The sequence below is a fragment of the Cellulosimicrobium composti genome (assembly GCF_010287905.1).
Lineage (GTDB): Bacteria > Actinomycetota > Actinomycetes > Actinomycetales > Cellulomonadaceae > Cellulosimicrobium > Cellulosimicrobium composti.
In genome coordinates, this window is record NZ_JAAFAN010000079.1 from 1 (window position 1) to 17,441 (window position 17,441).

Here is a 17,441-nt window from a genome sequence, read left to right on the forward strand (position 1 = left end):
CCCCCCCGCGCCCCCCGCGCGCGGCGCGCCCGCCCGGGGGGCGGCGCCGCGGGGGGCGGCCCCCCCCGCCGCCCGCCGCCCCCCGCCCCCCCCCCCGACGAGGGACAGGCTAGCGGGTCGAGCGGAGGCGGCGGACGCCGAAGCGCGCACCGACCCCCGCGGCGACCAGCAGGAACGCGGCGGCGAGGTAGTACGCCACGCCGTCGACGCCCGTGGTGGCGAGCGAGCCGGAGCCGCCCGACCCACCGGAGCCGGAGCCCGAGCCCGTGCTGCCGGTGCTGCCGGTGCCGCCGGTGCCGCCGTCGGTCGCCGGGACGAGGTAGACCTCGAACGCGGCGACCGTCGAGTCACCCTCGGCGACGCTCGTCGCGGTGCCCGTGTGCGGGCCCGCCTCGAAGTCGGCCGGCACGACGAACGTCCAGCTCACCTGGCCGTTCTCGTCCGCGATCGCGACGGGGAGCACGAGCGGCTCCGAGTTGATGACCGCCTGCACCTCCTCGCCCGGCTCGAAGCCCGACGCGGTGAAGGTCTGCGTCTCACCGCGCTGGACGCGCTCCTTGGCCATCGTGGACGTGAGCTCGCGGCCCTCGTCCCCGTCGACCTCGGTGCCGTCGACCTCGGTGCCGTCGACCTCGGTGCCGTCGACCTCGGTGCCGTCGACCTCGGTGCCGTCGACCTCGGTGCCGTCCACTTCGGTGCCGTCGACCTCGGTGCCGTCCACTTCGGTGCCGTCGACCTCGGTGCCGTCCGCCTCGACGGTCAGGGGCGCCTCGGCCTCGGTGCCCGTGGTGTCGTCGATACCGACGACCGTGTAGGTACCGGGCTCGGTGCCCGCCGGGATCGTCACGGGCGTCGTGAAGGCGCCGGTCGCGTCGGTCGGGACGTCCTCGACGGTCGCGACGACCGTCCCGGACGCGTCCCGGACCTCGACCGTGACGGTCGAGCTGAGCGTGTAGCCCTCGCCGGTGACGTCGGTGGCCTCTCCGGCCAGGACCGTGCTCGGGTCGACCGTCACGCTCGGGTCGATGGCCGCGGCCTCGACGGTGAGCGGCGTCTCCGCCTCGGTGCCCGTCGTGTCGTCGATGCCGACGACGACGTACTCGCCCGGAACCGTGCCGACGGGGACGGTGATCGGCGTCGTGAAGCCGCCCTCGCCGTCCGTCTCGACGCCGGTCACGGTCTCGACGACCGTGCCCTCGGCGTCGCGGATCTCGACGGTGACGGTGGAGTCGGGCGTGTAGCCCTCGCCGGTGACGTCGGTCGAGTCGCCGACGACCACGGTGGTCGGGTCGACCGTGAGGCTCGGCTCGATGGCCGCGGCCTCGACGGTGAGCGGGGTCTCGGCCTCGGTGCCGGTCGTGTCGTCGATGCCGACGACGACGTACTCGCCCGGCGCGGTCTCGACCGGGACGGTGATCGGCGTCGTGAATCCGCCCTCGTCGTCGGTCTCGACGCCGGTGAGGGAGGCGACGACCGTGCCCTCGCCGTCGCGGATCTCCACCGTGACGGTCGACGACGGCGTGTAACCGGTGCCGGTGACGTCGGTGGGCGTGCCCGCCGGGACCGTCGTGGGGTCGACCGTCAGGCCCGGGTCGATCGCCGCGGCCTCGACCGTGAGCGGCGTCTCGGCCTCGGTGCCCGTCGTGTCGTCGATGCCGACGACGACGTACTCACCCGGAGCCGTGCCGGCCGGGACGGTGATCGGCGTCGTGAAGCCGCCCTCGCCGTCCGTCTCGACGCCGGTCACGGTCTCGACGACCGTGCCCTCGGCGTCGCGGATCTCGACGGTGACGGTGGAGTCGGGCGTGTAGCCCTCGCCGGTGACATCGGTCGAGTCGCCCACGGCGACGGTGGTCGGGTCGACGGTGAGGCTCGGCTCGATCGCCGCGGTGCCGCGCACGCTCGCCGACGCCAGGTGGACCTGGGCGAGCGGCGTCCCACCCCCGAGGGAGAGGAGCGTGAGCGTCCCGGCCCGCTGCGTGAAGGTCTCGTCCACGACCGCCGGCGACGGCTCCTGGACGTTGACGACGAGGCTGACCACGTCGTCGAGGACCTGGAACACGGGCGAGAGCGCCGCGACCACGGGGGTCACGACCGCCGTGTTCAGGGTCCCCGTGAGGGTGCTCACGATCCCGGAGTCGCCGAACAGCACCGCGTTGAGCGGCGCGGCCAGGGCTCCCACGAGCGTCCCGATCGGGAGGGTGATGCCGCCCCCGAGGAGCGAGGCGGTGACCGCGGCGTCGACCTCGTCGGTGTTGCCCGCCACGATGTCGCCGAGCGTACCCACGACGGAGATGTCGAGTGCCGTGAGTCCACCGAGGATCGACGCGTCGACGACGAACGTGAGCTCCGCCGACTGCAGCGCGGTCTCGACCGTCTCGGTCAGCGCGAGCGTGAGGTCGTCGAGTGCGGACGAGAGTCCGGCGAGGATCGCCGTGATCGCCGCGTCGTCCAGGACCTCGGTGTTGGGGTCGAACCCGTTGAGCGAGCCCTCGCCCCCGAGGATCGTGTCGAGGTCGACGGTGACGGTACCGGCCCCGACGTTGACGACGACGCCCTCGCTGCCGAAGTCCTCGTCGAGGACGGGTGCGAGCGCGGCCTCGAGGTCGAGGTCGATCGCAACCTCCGGCTGGACGCTCGAACCGAGCGCCGCGAGCACCGGCGAGAGGACGCCGATCGTGTCGAGCGCACCCGCGAGCAGGCCGTCGCTGCCCACGAGCGAGCCGACGGCGCCGTCGACCGCGGGCACCACGGTCTCGTCGACGGTCGTCGCGATGCCGGAGACCGCGGGGCTGTCGAGCTCGAGCGTCGCCCCGGCGATCTGGTAGTCACCGGTCGGCGCCGTGCCGCCCGTCGCCTCCGCCGTGGCCGAGAGCGCCCCGAGCGTGAGGTCGAGGTCGGCGACGACCGACTCGAAGCCGGGGCCGAGGAGCTGGGTCAGCTCGAGGCGGGCGTCGGAGGGGAACTCCGCGCTGCCGCCCACCGAGATCGCGCCCTGGTCGGACACGGCACCCGACGCGGCCCGCGCGGAGCCGTCCGGGTTCGCCTCGGCGTACTGGTTCACGGCGCCGAGCGCGAGGACGCCGTTCGGTCCGAGGAGCTGGAGCGCCCCGGTGAGGTCGATCTCCAGCGCGCTGAGCACCTCGGCACTCAGGGGGTGGGTGTCCAGCGGCGTGCCGGACGGGGTCTCGGCGAGCGCCCCTTCGAGGGCGGCGACGGTGTCCAGGTCGAGGCCGGCGACGGTGCCCGAGAGGAACCGTCCCTCGGCCTCGGACAGGTCACCGGGTGCGGCGTTCGCGCCGGCACCGGAGAGCACCAGCGCGCCGACGAGACCGGTGGCCGCAGCGATCGCGACGCTGCGTGTGCGGCCTCTCCGTCCTGGTGGAGTGTGTACATGGCGTGGTCGGGTCATGGCCCCCGCTTTCCTTCCGTGGTCCAGCGCGTTCCGGCACGGACGTGCCGAGCGAACCGTAGGAAGGGGGATACGGGCCCACCACCGCTCGGGAGAGCGCTCGCGGGTGAAATTGCCCCGGGCACCGTCGTGACGGCGTCCATCCGCAGGATCCCGCGGGCGAGGGCCGTCGGACGGACGGGGCGAAACCCGCCATCTGGACGGACGTCCATCTCAGATCGTGGCGGGGATGCGCGGGCGGCGAGAGCGGGGAGCCGCTCCGCCGCCCGCGGCGTCAGACGCTCGCGACGGCGAGGGCGACGTTGTGGCCGCCGAACCCGAATGAGTTGTTGATCGCGACGACGTCGCCGGAGGGCAGCTCGGCCGGGGTGTCGCGCACGAGCGGCACCTGGAGCTCCGGGTCGGGGTTCGCCACGTTGATCGTCGGCGGGGCGAGACGCTCCGAGACGGCCTTGATGGTGAAGATCGACTCCAGCGCCCCGGCGCCGCCGAGGAGGTGACCGGTCATCGACTTGGTCGCCGAGAGCAGCACGTGGTCGGCGTCGTCGCCCAGGAGCGAGCGGATGGACCGGGTCTCGGTGAGGTCGCCCACCTTGGTCGACGTGGCGTGCGCGTTGACGTGCACGACGTCGCGGCCCGTGACCCCGGCCTCCTCGAGCGCGCGGCGCATCGCCGCGACCTGCCCGCGGCCGTCCGGGTCCGGAGAGGTGATGTGGTAGGCGTCGGACGACAGCCCGACGCCGGCGAGGCGCGCGTACACGCGGGCACCGCGCGCGGCGGCGTGCTCGGCGCTCTCCAGGACGACGACGCCCGAGCCCTCGCCGATGACGAACCCGTCGCGGTCGACGTCGTAGGGGCGCGACGCTCCCTGCGGGTCGTCGTTGCGCAGCGAGAGCGTGCGCGACGCGGCGAAGGCCGCGATCGGCATGGGGTGGATCGTCGCCTCGGTGCCGCCCGCGACGACGACGTCCGCGCGGCCCGCGCGGATCATGTCGACGCCGTAGCCGATCGCCTCGGCGCCCGACGCGCAGGCCGAGACGAGCGCGTGCGCACCGGCGCGCGCGCCGAGCTCGAGCGACACGTACGCGGTGGGGGAGTTCGGCATGAGCATCGGGACCGTCATCGGCAGCATGCGACGCGCCCCGCGCTCGCGCAGCGTGTCCCAGCCGTCGAGCGTGGTCCAGATGCCGCCGATGCCGGACGACACGACCGTGCCGAGCCGGTCGCCGTCGACCTCGGGGCTGCCCGCGTCCGCCCACGCCTCGCGCGCCGCGATGATCGCGTACTGCGTGGACGGGTCCATGCGCTTGATCTCGGGGCGCGCGAGCACCTCGGCGGGGTCCACCTTGATGGTCGCGGCGAACGTCACCGGGATCTCGTAGCGCTCCGCCCAGTCGTTCTCGAGCGTGCGGGCGCCGGACTCGCCGGCGAGCGCCGCGGCCCACGTCGAGGGCACGTCGCCGCCCAGCGGCGTGGTGGCGCCGAGACCGGTGACGACGACTTCAGTGGCGGCGGACATGGTGCTCCTCGGGTGGGTCGGGGGGAAGGAGGACGGGCGGGTCGGCGCGGGTGACGCCGACCCGCCCGCAGGCCTGCGGGGCAGGCGGGGAGTGCTCAGGCCTGGGCGCCCGTGATGAAGGACACGGCGTCGCCGACCGTGGTGAGGTTCTTGACCTCGTCGTCCGGGATGCGCACCCCGAACTTGTCCTCGGCGTGCGTGACGATCGTCATCATCGACAGCGAGTCGATGTCGAGGTCGTCGGTGAAGGACTTCTCGAGCGCGACGGCGTCGGTCGGCAGACCCGTCTCCTCGGCGACGATCTCCGCGAGGCCGGCGAGGACTTCCTGCTCGGTGTAGGCCATGGTTTCTCCTTGTCGTGGGGCCGGCGGCGACCGGTCCCGGTGGCGGTGCCCGGTGGTGTGTCCCGGGCGGTACAGCGTGTGACGGTGCGTGCGACGGACGGGTCCGCCGACGTGTCGGTCCTCCCGCGGGGGCGGGGCGGCCGACCGTCCAGGGTGATTCTCCCCTACGGCAGGACGACCACCTGCGCCGCGTAGACGAGGCCGGCGCCGAAGCCGATCTGGAGGGCGAGGTCGCCGGAGCGCACCTGGCCCTCGTCGAGCAGGCGCCGCGTCGCGAGGGGGATCGAGGCGGCCGACGTGTTGCCGGTCTCCGCGATGTCCCGGGCGACCGCGACGGTGTCGGGGAGCTCGAGCTGCTTGATCATCTGGTCGATGATGCGCATGTTCGCCTGGTGCGGCACGAACGCCCCGATGTCGGCGGGCGTGACGCCCGCCTCGGCCATGGCCTTCGCGGCGACCGGCGCCATCTGGAACGCGGCCCACTTGAACACGCTCGGTCCGTCCTGGCGCAGCGTCGGCCAGCCGAGGGACGGGTCCTCGCGCAGGTCCGACCACGCGTGCGTCTGGCGGATCGCCTGCGCCTTGCCGCCGTCGGAGCCCCAGACGGTCGGGCCGATCCCCGGGGTGTCGGACGGGCCGACGATCGCGGCACCCGCGCCGTCGCCCAGGAGGAACGAGATGGAGCGGTCCGTCGGGTCGATGAAGTCGCTCATCTTCTCGGCGCCCACCACGAGCACGTGGGTCGCGGTGCCGGCGCGCACGAGCGCGTCCGCCTGGGCGATCGCGTAGGCGTAGCCCGCGCACGCGGCGGAGACGTCGAACGCGGCGGCGGGCGTCGCGCCGAGCCGCTCCGCGAGCACGGCGGCGGCCGCGGGGGTCTGGTGGAAGTACGTGACGGTCGAGACGATGACGGCGTCGACGTCGGCGCCCTGGAGGCCGGCGCGGGCGAGCGCGTCGCGCGCGGCCGCCTCGGACAGGTCGAGGACGTCGACGTCCGCCCCGGCGCGTCGGCGCGTGACGATGCCGGTGCGCTGGCGGATCCACTCGTCCGACGAGTCGATCGGCCCGGCGATGTCGTCGTTCGTCACGACGTTCTCGCCGCGCACGCCGCCGATCGCGAGGATGCGCGAGTACGCCGGGCCCGTGGCCTGGCGCAGCGTCGCGCTCACGCGTCGGCCCCGGCGGGGGACGCGCCGCCCACGACGGAGTGGCGCGCGACGAGGTCCCGGGCCGCCTCGACGTCGTCGGGCGACTTCACGGCCACCGACTCGACGCCCTTGAGCGCGCGGCGGGCGAGCCCGGTGAGCACGCCGCCGGGTGCGAGCTCGAGGATCGCGGTGACGCCGAGGTCGGCGAGCGTCTCCTGGCACAGGTCCCAGCGCACGGGTGCGGCGATCTGCGCGGTGAGGCGGCGCACGACGTCGCGCGCCTTGCCGTACGTGCTGCCCTCGATGTCGATCGTCGCGTACGACTCGCCGTCGGCGTTCGAGAGGAACGGCACGCGCGGGTCGCTCACGTCCCACGACGCGGCCACGGGCTCGAACTGCTCGAGCGCGGGCTGCATGAACGGGGTGTGGAACGCCCCGGCGACCTGGAGCGGGATGACGCGCGCCTTGGCGGGCGGGTTCTCGGCGAGGGCCGCGAGGTGGTCGAGCGCGCCGGCGGCGACGACCTGCCCGCCGCCGTTGACGTTCGCCGGCCACAGGTGGGCCGCCTCGATCGCGGCGAGCACCTCCTGCGGGTCGCCGCCCACGACGGCGCTCATCCCGGTCGGCGTCTGCGCGGCGGCGGCGGCCATGGCGCGCGCCCGGTGCGAGACGAGGCCCACGGCACCCGTGTCGGTGAGCGCCCCGGCGACCGCGGCGGCGGCGAGCTCGCCGACCGAGTGGCCCGCGGTCACGTCGACGACGTCGGTCGTCTCGCGGCCGTCGAGGATCACGCGGAGCGCGACGAGCGAGGACGCGACGATGAGCGGCTGGGCCACCGCCGTGTCGCGGATCGCGTCGGCGTCCGACTCGGTGCCGTGCGCGCGCAGGTCGAGGCCCGCGGCCTCGCCGAACGCGGCGACCTGGTCGGCGACGCCGGGCAGGTCGAGCCAAGGGGCGAGCATTCCGGGGGACTGGGAGCCCTGTCCAGGGCACAAGACGGCGAGCACCCGTCAACTGTGCCAACGCGGGGCTCTCCCGCCACGTCACGACCCGCACCAACCTTCGGAAGGGGGATTGTGCCGAACCTACAAGGGTCCGGGCGAGCCGGTCCCGCGGCCCGGTGCACGGGTCAGCGCGAGCCCGCGAGCTGGCCGAGGGCGAGCGCGACCTGCAGGACGAACGACTCGCGCGCGTCGAGCGGGTCCCACCCCGTGATCTCGGAGACCTTGCGCAGGCGGTAGCGCACGGTGTTCGGGTGCACGTAGAGCGACCGCGCGGCCGCCTCGAGCGAGCGGCCCGTGCCGAGGTAGGCCGACAGCGTCTCCAGCACCGACCCCGTCGCCTCGGCCAGCGGGCGGTACGCCTGGGCGACGAGCGTGCGGCGCGCGGTCGTGTCACCCGTGAGGACGCGCTCGGGAAGCAGGTCGTCGGCGAGGACCGGGCGGGGCGCCTGCGGCCACGCGGGCGCGGCCCGCAGGCCGGCGAGCGCCGCCTGCGCCGAGCGCGCCGCCTCCTCGAGGCCGGGGACCGTCGGGCCGATGACGACCGGTCCCGGCCCGAAGCGCGGCAGGAGCGACGCCGCGGCGGCCTGGAGGTCGCCCTCACCGCCGAGCACCAGCACGAGGCGGTCGCCGTGGATGCCGACGAGCGCGTCGCCCGCCGCGCGCCGCGTCGCGCGCCGGAGCTCGGCCGTGCGCACCTCGTCGAGCGTCGCGGCGATCGTCCCGGCCATGACCAGGGTCGACCCGTGCCCGCTCCACCCGAGCGCCGAGACGCGCGAGCGCAGCGAGTCGTCGCCGTCGCCGCGGATGAGGGCGTCGACGACGAGGGCCTCCAGGCGCGCGTCCCACGCGCCGCGCACCTCGGCGGCGCGCGCGTAGACCTCGGCCGCCGAGAACGCGACCTCGCGCGAGTACCGCAGCACGGCCTCGCGCAGGTCGCGCTCGCCGCCCGGGGCGGCGAGCTGGTCGGAGTACGCCTCGACGACCTCGACCACGATGCGCACGAGCTGGAGCGTGTTCTGCAGCGAGATCGAGCGCGTGAGCTCGGGCGGGGCCGCCGCGAAGATCTCGCTCACGCCGTGCGGCGGGGCCTGTGGGTCGGCGTACCAGGTGACGAACGCGGTGATGCCCGACTGGGCGACGAGGCCCACGTACGAGCGGTCCTCCGCCGGGAGCTCGCGGTACCACGGGATCTCGTCGTCGAGCCGCCGCAGCGCGGCCGACATGAGCAGGCCGCTGCCGTCGCGCAGACGCTGGAGGTTGTCCGCGTTGCCCGCCGGTCCGCTCGGTGCGGTCGCGCTCGCCGGGGTCCTGGGGGAGGCCGTCACGCGCCGAGCATACGGGCCCGCGTTGTGGACAGTCCACAAACGCGGGCGCCCGGCGCGCGCCTCGTCGCTCGACGCCCGGCCGGTGGGTGAGCGTCCGGACGACCCGCTAGGGTCGGGACATGGCACTCATGCCCCGACTCCGACAGCTCATGCGCCGGCCGACGTCCGCGTCGACCGTCGGCACGCGCCGCCCACGGTCCGGGGAGAAGCGGGGGGACACGGTCCACGAGGACGCGCTGCGCGCGATGCTCGTGGACGACCCGAACGACGAGCGGGCGTTCCGCGCGCTCGCGGAGCTGGTCCGCCGGCGCGCCGCGGAGGGCCCCGCCACCGACGACCCGCTCGCCGCGCCCGTCGACGAGACGGAGAAGCAGCGCGCGGCCGACCTCGCGGTCTGGGCGCTCGCCGAGGAGCTCGCCGGGCACCCCAAGGGCTGGTACCCGCTCGTCGAGCTCGGGCGGCTCTCGCTCGACGACGACCAGGAGTCCGCGCTGCGCCGGTTCGCGACCGCCGCGGAGCGCGACCCGTCCGGGCGCGCGCTCGCGCAGTCGATGGAGGTCCTGCGCGCGGCCGGCCTGCCGGCCGAGGCGCTGGGCCTCGGCGTCGGGCACTGGCGCGCGCGGGACCACGACCCCGAGGTCGGCCGTCAGCTCGTCCTCGCTGCGATCGAGTCCGACCGCCCGCTCGAGGCGCGCCACCACCTCGCGTCGCTCGTCGAGCACGGCGACCCGCAGGGCGTCGCGACCCTGCGCACGGACCTGGAGCGCGCCGTCGCGCAGGCCGAGCAGCACCGCGCCGGCACCTGAGGCCCGTTCCGGCGACGCCACCCGGCGCGCGTCGTCGACCCGCCCGAGACCGTACGACGACGGCCGGTCGCCTCCCCGCGGAGGCGACCGGCCGTCGTCGTGCTACCGGACGGCTGGCCGTCAGGACTCGCCGCCCGCGTTGCCGGACGTGCCGGCGGTGACGTCCATGAGGCGGTACTTCTCGATCGCCTTGGCCGACGCGTCCGCGGGGACCTTTCCCTGCTTGGCGAGCGCCTGCAGCGTGCGCACCACGACCGACGGGCCGTCGATCTTGAAGTGGCGGCGCGCCGCCGCACGGGTGTCGGAGAACCCGAACCCGTCGGCGCCGAGCACCTCGTAGTCGCCCGGGACCCACTTGCGGATCTGGTCGGGGACCAGGTGGTCGTAGTCGCTCGTCGCGACGAACGGGCCCTCGGCGCCCGAGAGCCTCGCCGTGACGAACGGGACGCGCGGCTCCGAGGCCGGGTCGAGGAACGCGGCCTGGTCGGCGGCGAGCGCGTCGCGCCGCAGCTCGTTCCAGCTCGTCACGCTCCACACGTCGGCCGCGACGCCCCAGTCCTCCTTGAGGAGCTGCTGCGCCTCGAGCGCCCACGGCACGCCCACGCCGGACGCGAGGAGCTGGGCGCGCGGCCCGTCGCCCTCGCCGACGGAGATGCGGTGGATGCCCTTGAGGATGCCCTCGACGTCCACGTCCTCCGGCTCGGCCGGCTGGACCATCGGCTCGTTGTACACCGTGAGGTAGTACATGACGTTCTGGTCGCGCCCGTCCGACCCGTCGCCGAACATGCGCTCGATGCCGTCGCGCACGATGTGGCGGATCTCGTACCCGTAGGCCGGGTCGTACTGGACGACCGCCGTGTTCGTGCCCGCGATGAGCGGCGAGTGGCCGTCGGCGTGCTGCAGGCCCTCGCCCGTGAGCGTCGTGCGACCCGCGGTCGCACCGACGATGAAGCCGCGCGTGAGCTGGTCGCCCGCCGCCCAGAACTGGTCGCCGGTGCGCTGGAAGCCGAACATCGAGTAGAAGATGTAGAACGGCACCATGATCTCGCCCTGCGTGGCGTAGGACGTGCCGACCGCCTGGAACGCGGCCGCGGAGCCGGCCTCGTTGATGCCGGTGTGCATGATCTGCCCGGCCTCGGACTCCTTGTAGCTCAGCATGAGCTCGCGGTCCACGGCGAGGTAGTGCTGGCCCTGGGTGTTGAAGATCTTCGCCGACGGGAAGATCGAGTCCAGGCCGAACGTGCGCGCCTCGTCCGGGATGATCGGGACGATGCGCCTGCCGAACTCCTTGTCCTTGATGAGGTCCTTGAGGAGGCGGACGAAGGCCATCGTGGAGGCGATCTCCTGCTGGCCCGAGCCCTTCTTGAGGATCTCGTAGGACTTCTCGCCCGGCAGGGTGACCGGCTTGGGCGTCGAGCGGCGCTCGGGCACGAACCCGCCGAGCTGGCGGCGGCGCTCCAGGAGGTACTGGATCTCCGGCGCGTCGGGGCCCGGGTGGTAGTACGGGGGCTCGTAGGGGTTGGCGTCGAGCTCATCGTCCGTGATCGGGATGCGCAGCGAGTCGCGCAGCGCCTTGAGGTCGGCGAGGCCGACCTTCTTCATCTGGTGCGTCGCGTTGCGGCCCGCGAACGTCGGCCCGAGCGCGTAGCCCTTGACCGTGTGCGCGAGGATCACCGTGGGCTGGCCCGTGTGGGCGCGCGCCGCGGAGTACGCCGCGTACAGCTTGCGGTAGTCGTGGCCGCCGCGCTTGAGGTTCCAGATGTCCTCGTCCGTCATGTTCTCGACGAGCGCCTTGGTCCGCGGGTCGCGGCCGAAGAAGTGCTCGCGGATGAACGCGCCGGACTCGGCGCGGTACGTCTGGTAGTCGCCGTCGGGCGTGACGTTCATGAGGTTGACCAGGGCGCGGTCCTTGTCCGCGTTGAGCAGGACGTCCCACTCGCGGCCCCAGATGACCTTGATGACGTTCCAGCCCGCGCCGCGGAACTGCGCCTCGAGCTCCTGGATGATCTTGCCGTTGCCGCGCACCGGGCCGTCGAGGCGCTGCAGGTTGCAGTTCACGACGAACGTGAGGTTGTCGAGCTGCTGCTGCGCCGCGAGCTGGAGCATGCCGCGCGACTCGGGCTCGTCCATCTCGCCGTCGCCGAGGAACGCCCACACGTCCTGCTGGGACGTGTCGCGGATCCCGCGGTTGTGGAGGTACTTGTCCGTCCACGCCTGGTAGATCGCGCTCGCGGGGCCGAGGCCCATGGAGACCGTGGGGTACTCCCAGAAGTCCGGCATGAGGCGCGGGTGCGGGTACGACGGCAGGCCGCCGCCCGCGTGCGACTTCTCCTGGCGGAACCCGTCGAGCTGGTCCGCCGAGAGGCGGCCCTCGAGGAACGCGCGCGCGTAGACACCGGGGGAGGCGTGGCCCTGGAAGTAGACCTGGTCGCCGCCGCCGGGGTGGTCCTTGCCGCGGAAGAAGTGGTTGAGCCCCACCTCGTAGAGCGTCGCGACGGACGCGTAGGAGGAGATGTGGCCGCCGACGCCGATGCCCGGGCGCTGGGCGCGCGTCACCATGACGGCGGCGTTCCAGCGGATCCACGAGCGGTAGCGGCGCTCCAGCGCCTCGTCGCCGGGGAAGTAGGGCTCCTCGTGCACACCGATGGTGTTCACGTAGGGAGTGGTCAGGGAGGTCGGGACGGCGACGTTGCGCTCCCGGGCCCTCTTGAGCAGGTTCAGCAGGACGTAGCGGGCGCGCGGGCCCCCGCGGTCGTCGATCAGGCCGTCGAGGGCCTCGACCCACTCGCCGGTCTCGGCGGGGTCGAAGTCCGGAACCTGGCTGAGCAGACCGTTGATCAGCGGTCCGGTCTCGTCGTACGAAGCCACCAGCAACCTCATATCTCGTCGGATGCCGGACGCACGGCCGCGCGGTACACGGCCGACGCCCGTCTTGGGCCCACTCCGGGCACGCGGCCGCGGCCGCTGGTGGCGACCGCGCCTCTTCACGAGACCAGGGTGGTCCACCCATTGTGTTCACAACGAGCGCGTAAGTCACACCATCGAGTGGTCAAGAGGGCGTGATTTCGGCGACACGTCGCGGCGCGGCGCGACGCGCGCGGACGCCGTCCGTGGCGGGCACCTTGCCAAGCACGGCACCCTCCGGTGGGCTACCTTTGCCAGACACGGCAGGTCGTCGTGCGTGTGGGCGTCCGCCCGGGCGCGCGTGCGGACCCCGTGCGGACGACAGGACGAGGAAAGGAACGACACGACAGTGACCGACACCGCAGGGCCCAGCGGGGTGGACCGCCTCGGCTTCGCGCCCGGCAACGTGGTGCAGGAGTTCGGCTGGTCGGAGGACGTCGACGACGACCTGCGCGGCGAGCTCGAGGAGCTCGTCGGCGGCGAGCTCGTCGACGAGGACTACGACGACGTCACCGACGGCGTGATCGTGTGGTTCCGCGAGGACGACGGCGACCTCACCGACCTGCTCGTGGACGTGCAGACCGTGCTCGACGACGGCGGCCTCATCTGGGTCCTCACGCCGAAGCCCGGCCGCACGGGGCACGTGGGCCACAACGACATCCAGGAGGCGGCGACGACGGCCGGGCTGCACGCGACGAGCACGTTCGCGATCGCCCCCGACTGGTCGGCGACGAAGCTCGGGACGCGTGGTCGTGGCCGCTGAGGCGGCGACCACCGGCGCCGTGGTCCGCCCGGGCGACCCCGCCCCCGACTTCACGCTCCCCGACACCCACGGCACGCCGGTCCACCTCGCGGACCTGCGCGGCGGGCCCGTCCTGCTCGTGTTCTACCCGTTCGCGTTCTCGGGCATCTGCACGGGCGAGCTGTGCGAGCTGCGGGACAACCTCGAGGAGTTCGAGGCGGCGGGGGTGACCCTGCTCGGCATCTCGTGCGACTCGGTCTTCACGCAGAAGGCGTGGGCGGCGCAGGAGGGCTTCGAGTTCGACCTCCTCTCCGACTTCTGGCCCCACGGCGACGTGGCCCGGGCCTACGGCGTGCTCGACGAGGACAACGGCCTCGCGCTGCGCGGGTCGTTCCTCCTCGACGCGGACGGGATCGTGCGCTGGTCGGTCGTCAACCCGCGCGGGCAGCGCCGCGACATCGAGGGCTACCGGCGGGCGCTCGAGCAGCTCTGACGCGGCGCGCCGCCCTGCGAGGCGCGGGGCGGCGGGCGAGGCCGACGGCGGTCCTCGCGCCGGTCGGCGCGCCCTCTCGTGGCCGGTGGCGGGGTGCCGACCCGGTAGGCTGTGCTCCGCTGTTCCAGGGCCTGTAGCTCAGCTGGTCAGAGCGCCACGCTTACACCGTGGATGTCGGGGGTTCGAGTCCCTCCGGGCCCACCCAAGACGACGTACTAGAACACCTGACATCGGTTGACGTCGGTTCTGGTGTCAGGGCGGCGAACGGCTCAGCGAGTCGGATCGTCGCCCTTTCGTCTTCGCTGATGTCGATGCGGTCGTAGAAGGTCTGGTTCGCGAGGCGCCGGCCGTGGTCGTCGGTGCGGGCATACATCTGCCCGCAGTCCACCAGGAGCCGCAGCGCTGTTCCGAGGTGTTTGCGGGGGCCTTCGTGCTGGCCGTGCTCGGTGGTGAGGCGCCGGTCGATGTCGGTTAGGCCAATGCGGATGCGGTCTTGGTGGCGCTTGAGTGTGTCGAGGTCGAGGTCGAGGTCGAGGTCGATGGCGTCGGCGAAGTGCGCGGCGAGTAGCTTGTCGCTCTCGGCCTCCAACCTCTTGCGGTTGGCGGTCAGCTCAGCCAGGGCCTGGGAGCGGGAGGCGAGGCGTTCGTCGAACGCGGCGTCGACTTGCTCGGCCAGGGTTGTGTAGGTCTGCTCGCTGATGAAGATTTCTTGGTAGCAGTCCTCGACGAGCTTCTCGGCGACGCCGACCGGGACGGCTTTGCGGGTGCAGGGTTTGCGGCCGGTGGCTCGTCCTGAGCGGACGTAGTAGGCGTAGCGGATGCCCTGCTTGTTCTTCGCATAGTCCAACTGGAGCCGTGATGCGCAGGTGCCGCAGTACAAAGTGCCCTTGAGGTAGTGGTCGTGACGCCTACGCCGCTCCGAGGCCGTGCCGCGGGCTTCGAGCGGGGTCTGGACCTGCTGCCAGGTCTCCACGTCGATGAGTGGTTTATGGTTGCCGGGGTGGACGGCGCCCTTGTAGCGGACCTGGCCGACGTAGTAGGGGTTCCGCAGCTTGAAGAACGTCGAGCGCCCTACCGGCCCGGAGGGTCGCTTCGGCGTCGCCACGGTGGTCAGGCCCCGTGCGGTGACTTCTGCGAGGAGGTCGGTGACGGAGTAGTCGCCGGTGGCTGGCCGACATCCAAGCCGCCGGTGTCAATGCGCTGCGAACCGATGAGCACGACCAAAAGAAGCCGCGGTTGGCGGGTGAGCTTACGTCGATCGTTCGAGCCCGCAGTGCCACGGTGCTCGGTCACGCGCTGCTCGGATTGTCCTCCTGGATCCCGCTGACCCCTGACCAGACTCCCTGAGTCCGCGGTGGGCATGTGACGTACCGGCCCGCCGTGGCGGCGAGCGCGGCGTTACGCCGGCACCGCGTTGCTTGACGTGGACCCCACAGCCGGCAGGTGGGTTGTCCTGAGTCATGCCCCCATCGTATTCTTTGACTGACTGGTCAGGTAATGATTGGAGAATGGTGCCGAGACGAGCTGATCCGGAGCGGATCGCGCAGAAGCGGGAGCAGATCGCCGTGGAGGCTGGCCGTCTGTTCGCCGCTCAGGGCTATGACCGCACGAGCGTCGCGGAGGTCGCCAAAGCGGTCGGCACGAGTCCGGCCAGTGTCTTCTACTACTTCGAGGACAAGGCTTCCTTGTTCCGGGCGGTGTTCGAGCGTGACCTGCCTGCCGCCGAGGCGTTGATCGCCCGTCATGTCGAAGCGCCCGACCCGGTGACGGCGATCTTGGACGTACTCGACGCCCTGGCCCGAGACGCCGCCGACCCGTCGGCCTCGGGCATGCTGATCGAGCTGCTACGCCGCGCTGGCGATGACCCCGAGCTGCTCGCCGTGGTGGGGCGCACCGCAAACGTCCTACGTGAGGGCCTGGCCGCGCTGATCTCTCGCGGGATCACCGAGGGAGCCATCGACCCGGACCTGGACGCCACCGAGACGGCGGCCTGGTTGCAGGCCATCGTCGATGCGACCTATCTCAACGCCCGTCCAGGGCACTCCCCACATATCGAGTTGCACCGCACCGTGCTGGGTTACCTCAACCCTCCGCAAGGCCGCCAGGAGGAACCTAATGGCTGAGAACACCGTCAACGTATCGATCCCACGGCGATGGATCGTCGGCATGCACGCGGCAGGCGCACTGCTCGGCTTCGGCGCCGCCTTCGTCATCGGACCGCTCGTGACCTGGCTGCTCGGGCTCGCCGGTGACGCACCCGGTCCGCTGCGCTTGGCTGCGGGCCTGCCCCTGGTCTGGGCGATCCCGGTACTCACTCTGGCTGGGCTCGGTGTCGGGTTCTGGTTCGCCAAAGAGTGGCAGAAGGAGAACGGCACCATCACAACCACTCCCGAGGGAGTGACGGTGCACCGTGCCGGGAGCAACCGCTACGTCGCTCGTGAACGCATCGGCGGTGTGTTCACCGACGGTCGCGACCTTATCGTCACCGACAGCGCCACGAACGAGCTGCTGCGCGTCAATACCGACAAGGTGCTCGTCGACAGGCTGCGCGACGCCTTCGAACGCTTCGACTACCCCTGGCAAGGAACACGAGACCCCCACGACCACGCCTTCGCCACCTGGGTCGACGGCAGCGGGCTGCTGGATGCCCGCACGCACGACCTCCTGCGAGCCCGGCAACGTGCGCTGGCCGACAAGCGTCCCGGCGCCGCCGAGGACGCCCGAGACGAACTCCGCAACCTCGGCATCGCCGTACGCGACCGCCACGGCGCCCAGCAGTACCGGGTCATCGGGCGCGGCGAGTAGTGGCCAGTCGACAGAGGAGAACTCGAACGCATGCATCCGGCAACCCGCTCACGGACTGTCGTGTAAGAGCCCCGAGATCCCTATGCGAGGCCTGAATGAGTGCCAGTACGGACCTATCGCCGCTTGCACCCGCTCCATCCGATCGCCGACGGCGCCGATCAGTTACCACTGCGCGAGACTAGTCGTCGTCCGCGACGGCTCGGCGATCCTGACGAGTGAGTTCGGCGAGAAGCCCGTTAGGGTCGGCGATGTCATCGCACTGGCCCCCGACACCCCATGTGGGAGTGAACCCGAGGGCACGATCACCATCACGACGGTGTACTTGGACCACGACTACATCGTCGATCAAGTGTTCTGGCAGCACTCCGCGTTGCTGGCCGACCGGTGGGACGCGCGGGACTTCGCCGACGAGCTGTACCCGGAGCGCGCGCAGATTCTCCGTCTCGGTGAAAACGGTGTCCGAAGGCTGGCGCCCTGGTTAAACGAACTGGTTGCACTCAGCGCCGACAGCCCGTCACCGGAGAGGTTTCACCGGATGCAAGCGCTGCTGTTCGCTGTGCTCGACGTCGTGAGGCCGCACGTGGTGACGACACCAATACGGCAGATCGAAGCGCGGCGTGGCGCGATCCGCCGCCGCTTCGCGCCTCTACGCGCTGAGGCAAGAACAGTGGCTCGGCTTCTTCGCGCGGAGCCAGCCCGACGCTGGCGGCTGGCCGATCTCGCTGCCGTGGTGCATCTGTCGACCGCTCAGATGAGTCGGGTGTTCACCAAGGCCTACGGACAGACCCCGATCGCCTATCTGGCGACGGTGCGCGTCGAGACGATGACCCGCCTCTTGCGTGAGACCGATCTGCCGGTGGGGAGTTGAGTCCCCGATAGTGGTGTAGCGCGGTTGCCGAACTCGTCGCCGTAGACGTGGAGCGGTCACCGCGTGATCCT

General features: G+C 72.3%; 14 protein-coding genes and 1 tRNA gene. 7 read left to right on the forward strand and 8 right to left on the reverse strand.

Annotation, left to right across the window (positions count from 1 at the left end; translation table 11 throughout):
- Window positions 1-109: 109 nt before the first annotated feature.
- The 6 genes from GYH36_RS17080 to GYH36_RS17105 all read right to left on the reverse strand — a co-directional run bounded on the left by GYH36_RS17080 (window position 110) and on the right by GYH36_RS17105 (window position 8,752).
- Complete coding sequence (locus GYH36_RS17080; protein ID WP_162290468.1) at window positions 110-3,316, reverse strand: choice-of-anchor G family protein; 3,207 nt, start codon at window positions 3,314-3,316, stop codon at window positions 110-112.
- A gap of 370 nt (window positions 3,317-3,686) precedes the next feature.
- Window positions 3,687-4,931: a beta-ketoacyl-[acyl-carrier-protein] synthase family protein gene (locus GYH36_RS17085; protein WP_024842371.1), complete on the reverse strand. Its 1,245-nt coding sequence runs from the start codon at window positions 4,929-4,931 to the stop codon at window positions 3,687-3,689.
- A gap of 95 nt (window positions 4,932-5,026) precedes the next feature.
- On the reverse strand, window positions 5,027-5,275 hold the full coding sequence (locus tag GYH36_RS17090; protein ID WP_021482065.1) for an acyl carrier protein: 249 nt from the start codon (window positions 5,273-5,275) through the stop codon (window positions 5,027-5,029).
- Window positions 5,276-5,439: 164 nt separating this feature from the next.
- The gene (locus tag GYH36_RS17095) at window positions 5,440-6,444 is read right to left on the reverse strand and encodes a beta-ketoacyl-ACP synthase III (RefSeq protein ID WP_024842370.1); all 1,005 of its coding nucleotides are present in this window, start codon (window positions 6,442-6,444) and stop codon (window positions 5,440-5,442) included.
- Entirely contained in the window at window positions 6,441-7,430 is a 990-nt protein-coding gene (locus GYH36_RS17100; RefSeq protein ID WP_024842369.1) for an ACP S-malonyltransferase, read from the reverse strand. Before GYH36_RS17100 ends, GYH36_RS17095 begins: the two co-directional genes overlap by 4 nt.
- 122 nt (window positions 7,431-7,552) lie before the next feature.
- Window positions 7,553-8,752 carry a PucR family transcriptional regulator gene (locus tag GYH36_RS17105; protein ID WP_024842368.1) on the reverse strand — a complete coding sequence of 400 codons (1,200 nt, stop codon included), beginning with the start codon at window positions 8,750-8,752 and terminating at the stop codon, window positions 7,553-7,555.
- Between the two features lie 119 nt (window positions 8,753-8,871).
- Between GYH36_RS17105 and GYH36_RS17110 the strand changes: the two genes are divergently transcribed.
- Entirely contained in the window at window positions 8,872-9,558 is a 687-nt protein-coding gene (locus tag GYH36_RS17110) for a hypothetical protein (RefSeq protein WP_024842367.1), read from the forward strand.
- 120 nt (window positions 9,559-9,678) lie between these two features.
- On the opposite strand, the gene aceE is transcribed toward GYH36_RS17110, so the two are convergent.
- Window positions 9,679-12,426, reverse strand: a complete 2,748-nt coding sequence (gene aceE / locus GYH36_RS17115) for a pyruvate dehydrogenase (acetyl-transferring), homodimeric type (RefSeq protein WP_162290470.1) — start codon at window positions 12,424-12,426, stop codon at window positions 9,679-9,681.
- 385 nt (window positions 12,427-12,811) lie between these two features.
- Here aceE and GYH36_RS17120 point away from each other — a divergent pair, with 385 nt between their 5' ends.
- The 3 genes from GYH36_RS17120 to GYH36_RS17130 all read left to right on the forward strand — a co-directional run bounded on the left by GYH36_RS17120 (window position 12,812) and on the right by GYH36_RS17130 (window position 13,898).
- Window positions 12,812-13,225 (forward strand): DUF3052 domain-containing protein, encoded by a 414-nt coding sequence (locus GYH36_RS17120; protein ID WP_034605717.1) that lies wholly within the window; start codon window positions 12,812-12,814, stop codon window positions 13,223-13,225.
- Window positions 13,215-13,697, forward strand: coding sequence for a peroxiredoxin (locus GYH36_RS17125; protein ID WP_312028689.1), 483 nt, complete (start codon window positions 13,215-13,217; stop codon window positions 13,695-13,697). Before GYH36_RS17120 ends, GYH36_RS17125 begins: the two co-directional genes overlap by 11 nt.
- 127 nt (window positions 13,698-13,824) lie before the next feature.
- Window positions 13,825-13,898: transfer RNA gene (locus tag GYH36_RS17130), tRNA-Val, on the forward strand.
- Here the strand turns inward: GYH36_RS17130 and GYH36_RS20485 are convergent.
- Window positions 13,858-14,802 carry a recombinase zinc beta ribbon domain-containing protein gene (locus GYH36_RS20485; protein WP_376739837.1) on the reverse strand — a complete coding sequence of 315 codons (945 nt, stop codon included), beginning with the start codon at window positions 14,800-14,802 and terminating at the stop codon, window positions 13,858-13,860. The genes GYH36_RS17130 and GYH36_RS20485 overlap by 41 nt on opposite strands.
- A 403-nt stretch (window positions 14,803-15,205) precedes the next feature.
- Here GYH36_RS20485 and GYH36_RS17140 point away from each other — a divergent pair, with 403 nt between their 5' ends.
- The 3 genes from GYH36_RS17140 (at window position 15,206) to GYH36_RS17150 (ending at window position 17,370) form a co-directional block, all read left to right on the forward strand.
- On the forward strand, window positions 15,206-15,820 hold the full coding sequence (locus GYH36_RS17140) for a TetR/AcrR family transcriptional regulator (RefSeq protein ID WP_006901568.1): 615 nt from the start codon (window positions 15,206-15,208) through the stop codon (window positions 15,818-15,820).
- Complete coding sequence (locus GYH36_RS17145; protein WP_006901567.1) at window positions 15,813-16,502, forward strand: YqeB family protein; 690 nt, start codon at window positions 15,813-15,815, stop codon at window positions 16,500-16,502. The genes GYH36_RS17140 and GYH36_RS17145 overlap by 8 nt, the downstream gene beginning before the upstream one ends.
- Before the next feature lie 316 nt (window positions 16,503-16,818).
- Entirely contained in the window at window positions 16,819-17,370 is a 552-nt protein-coding gene (locus GYH36_RS17150; RefSeq protein ID WP_312028690.1) for an AraC family transcriptional regulator, read from the forward strand.
- Window positions 17,371-17,441 lie beyond the last annotated feature (71 nt).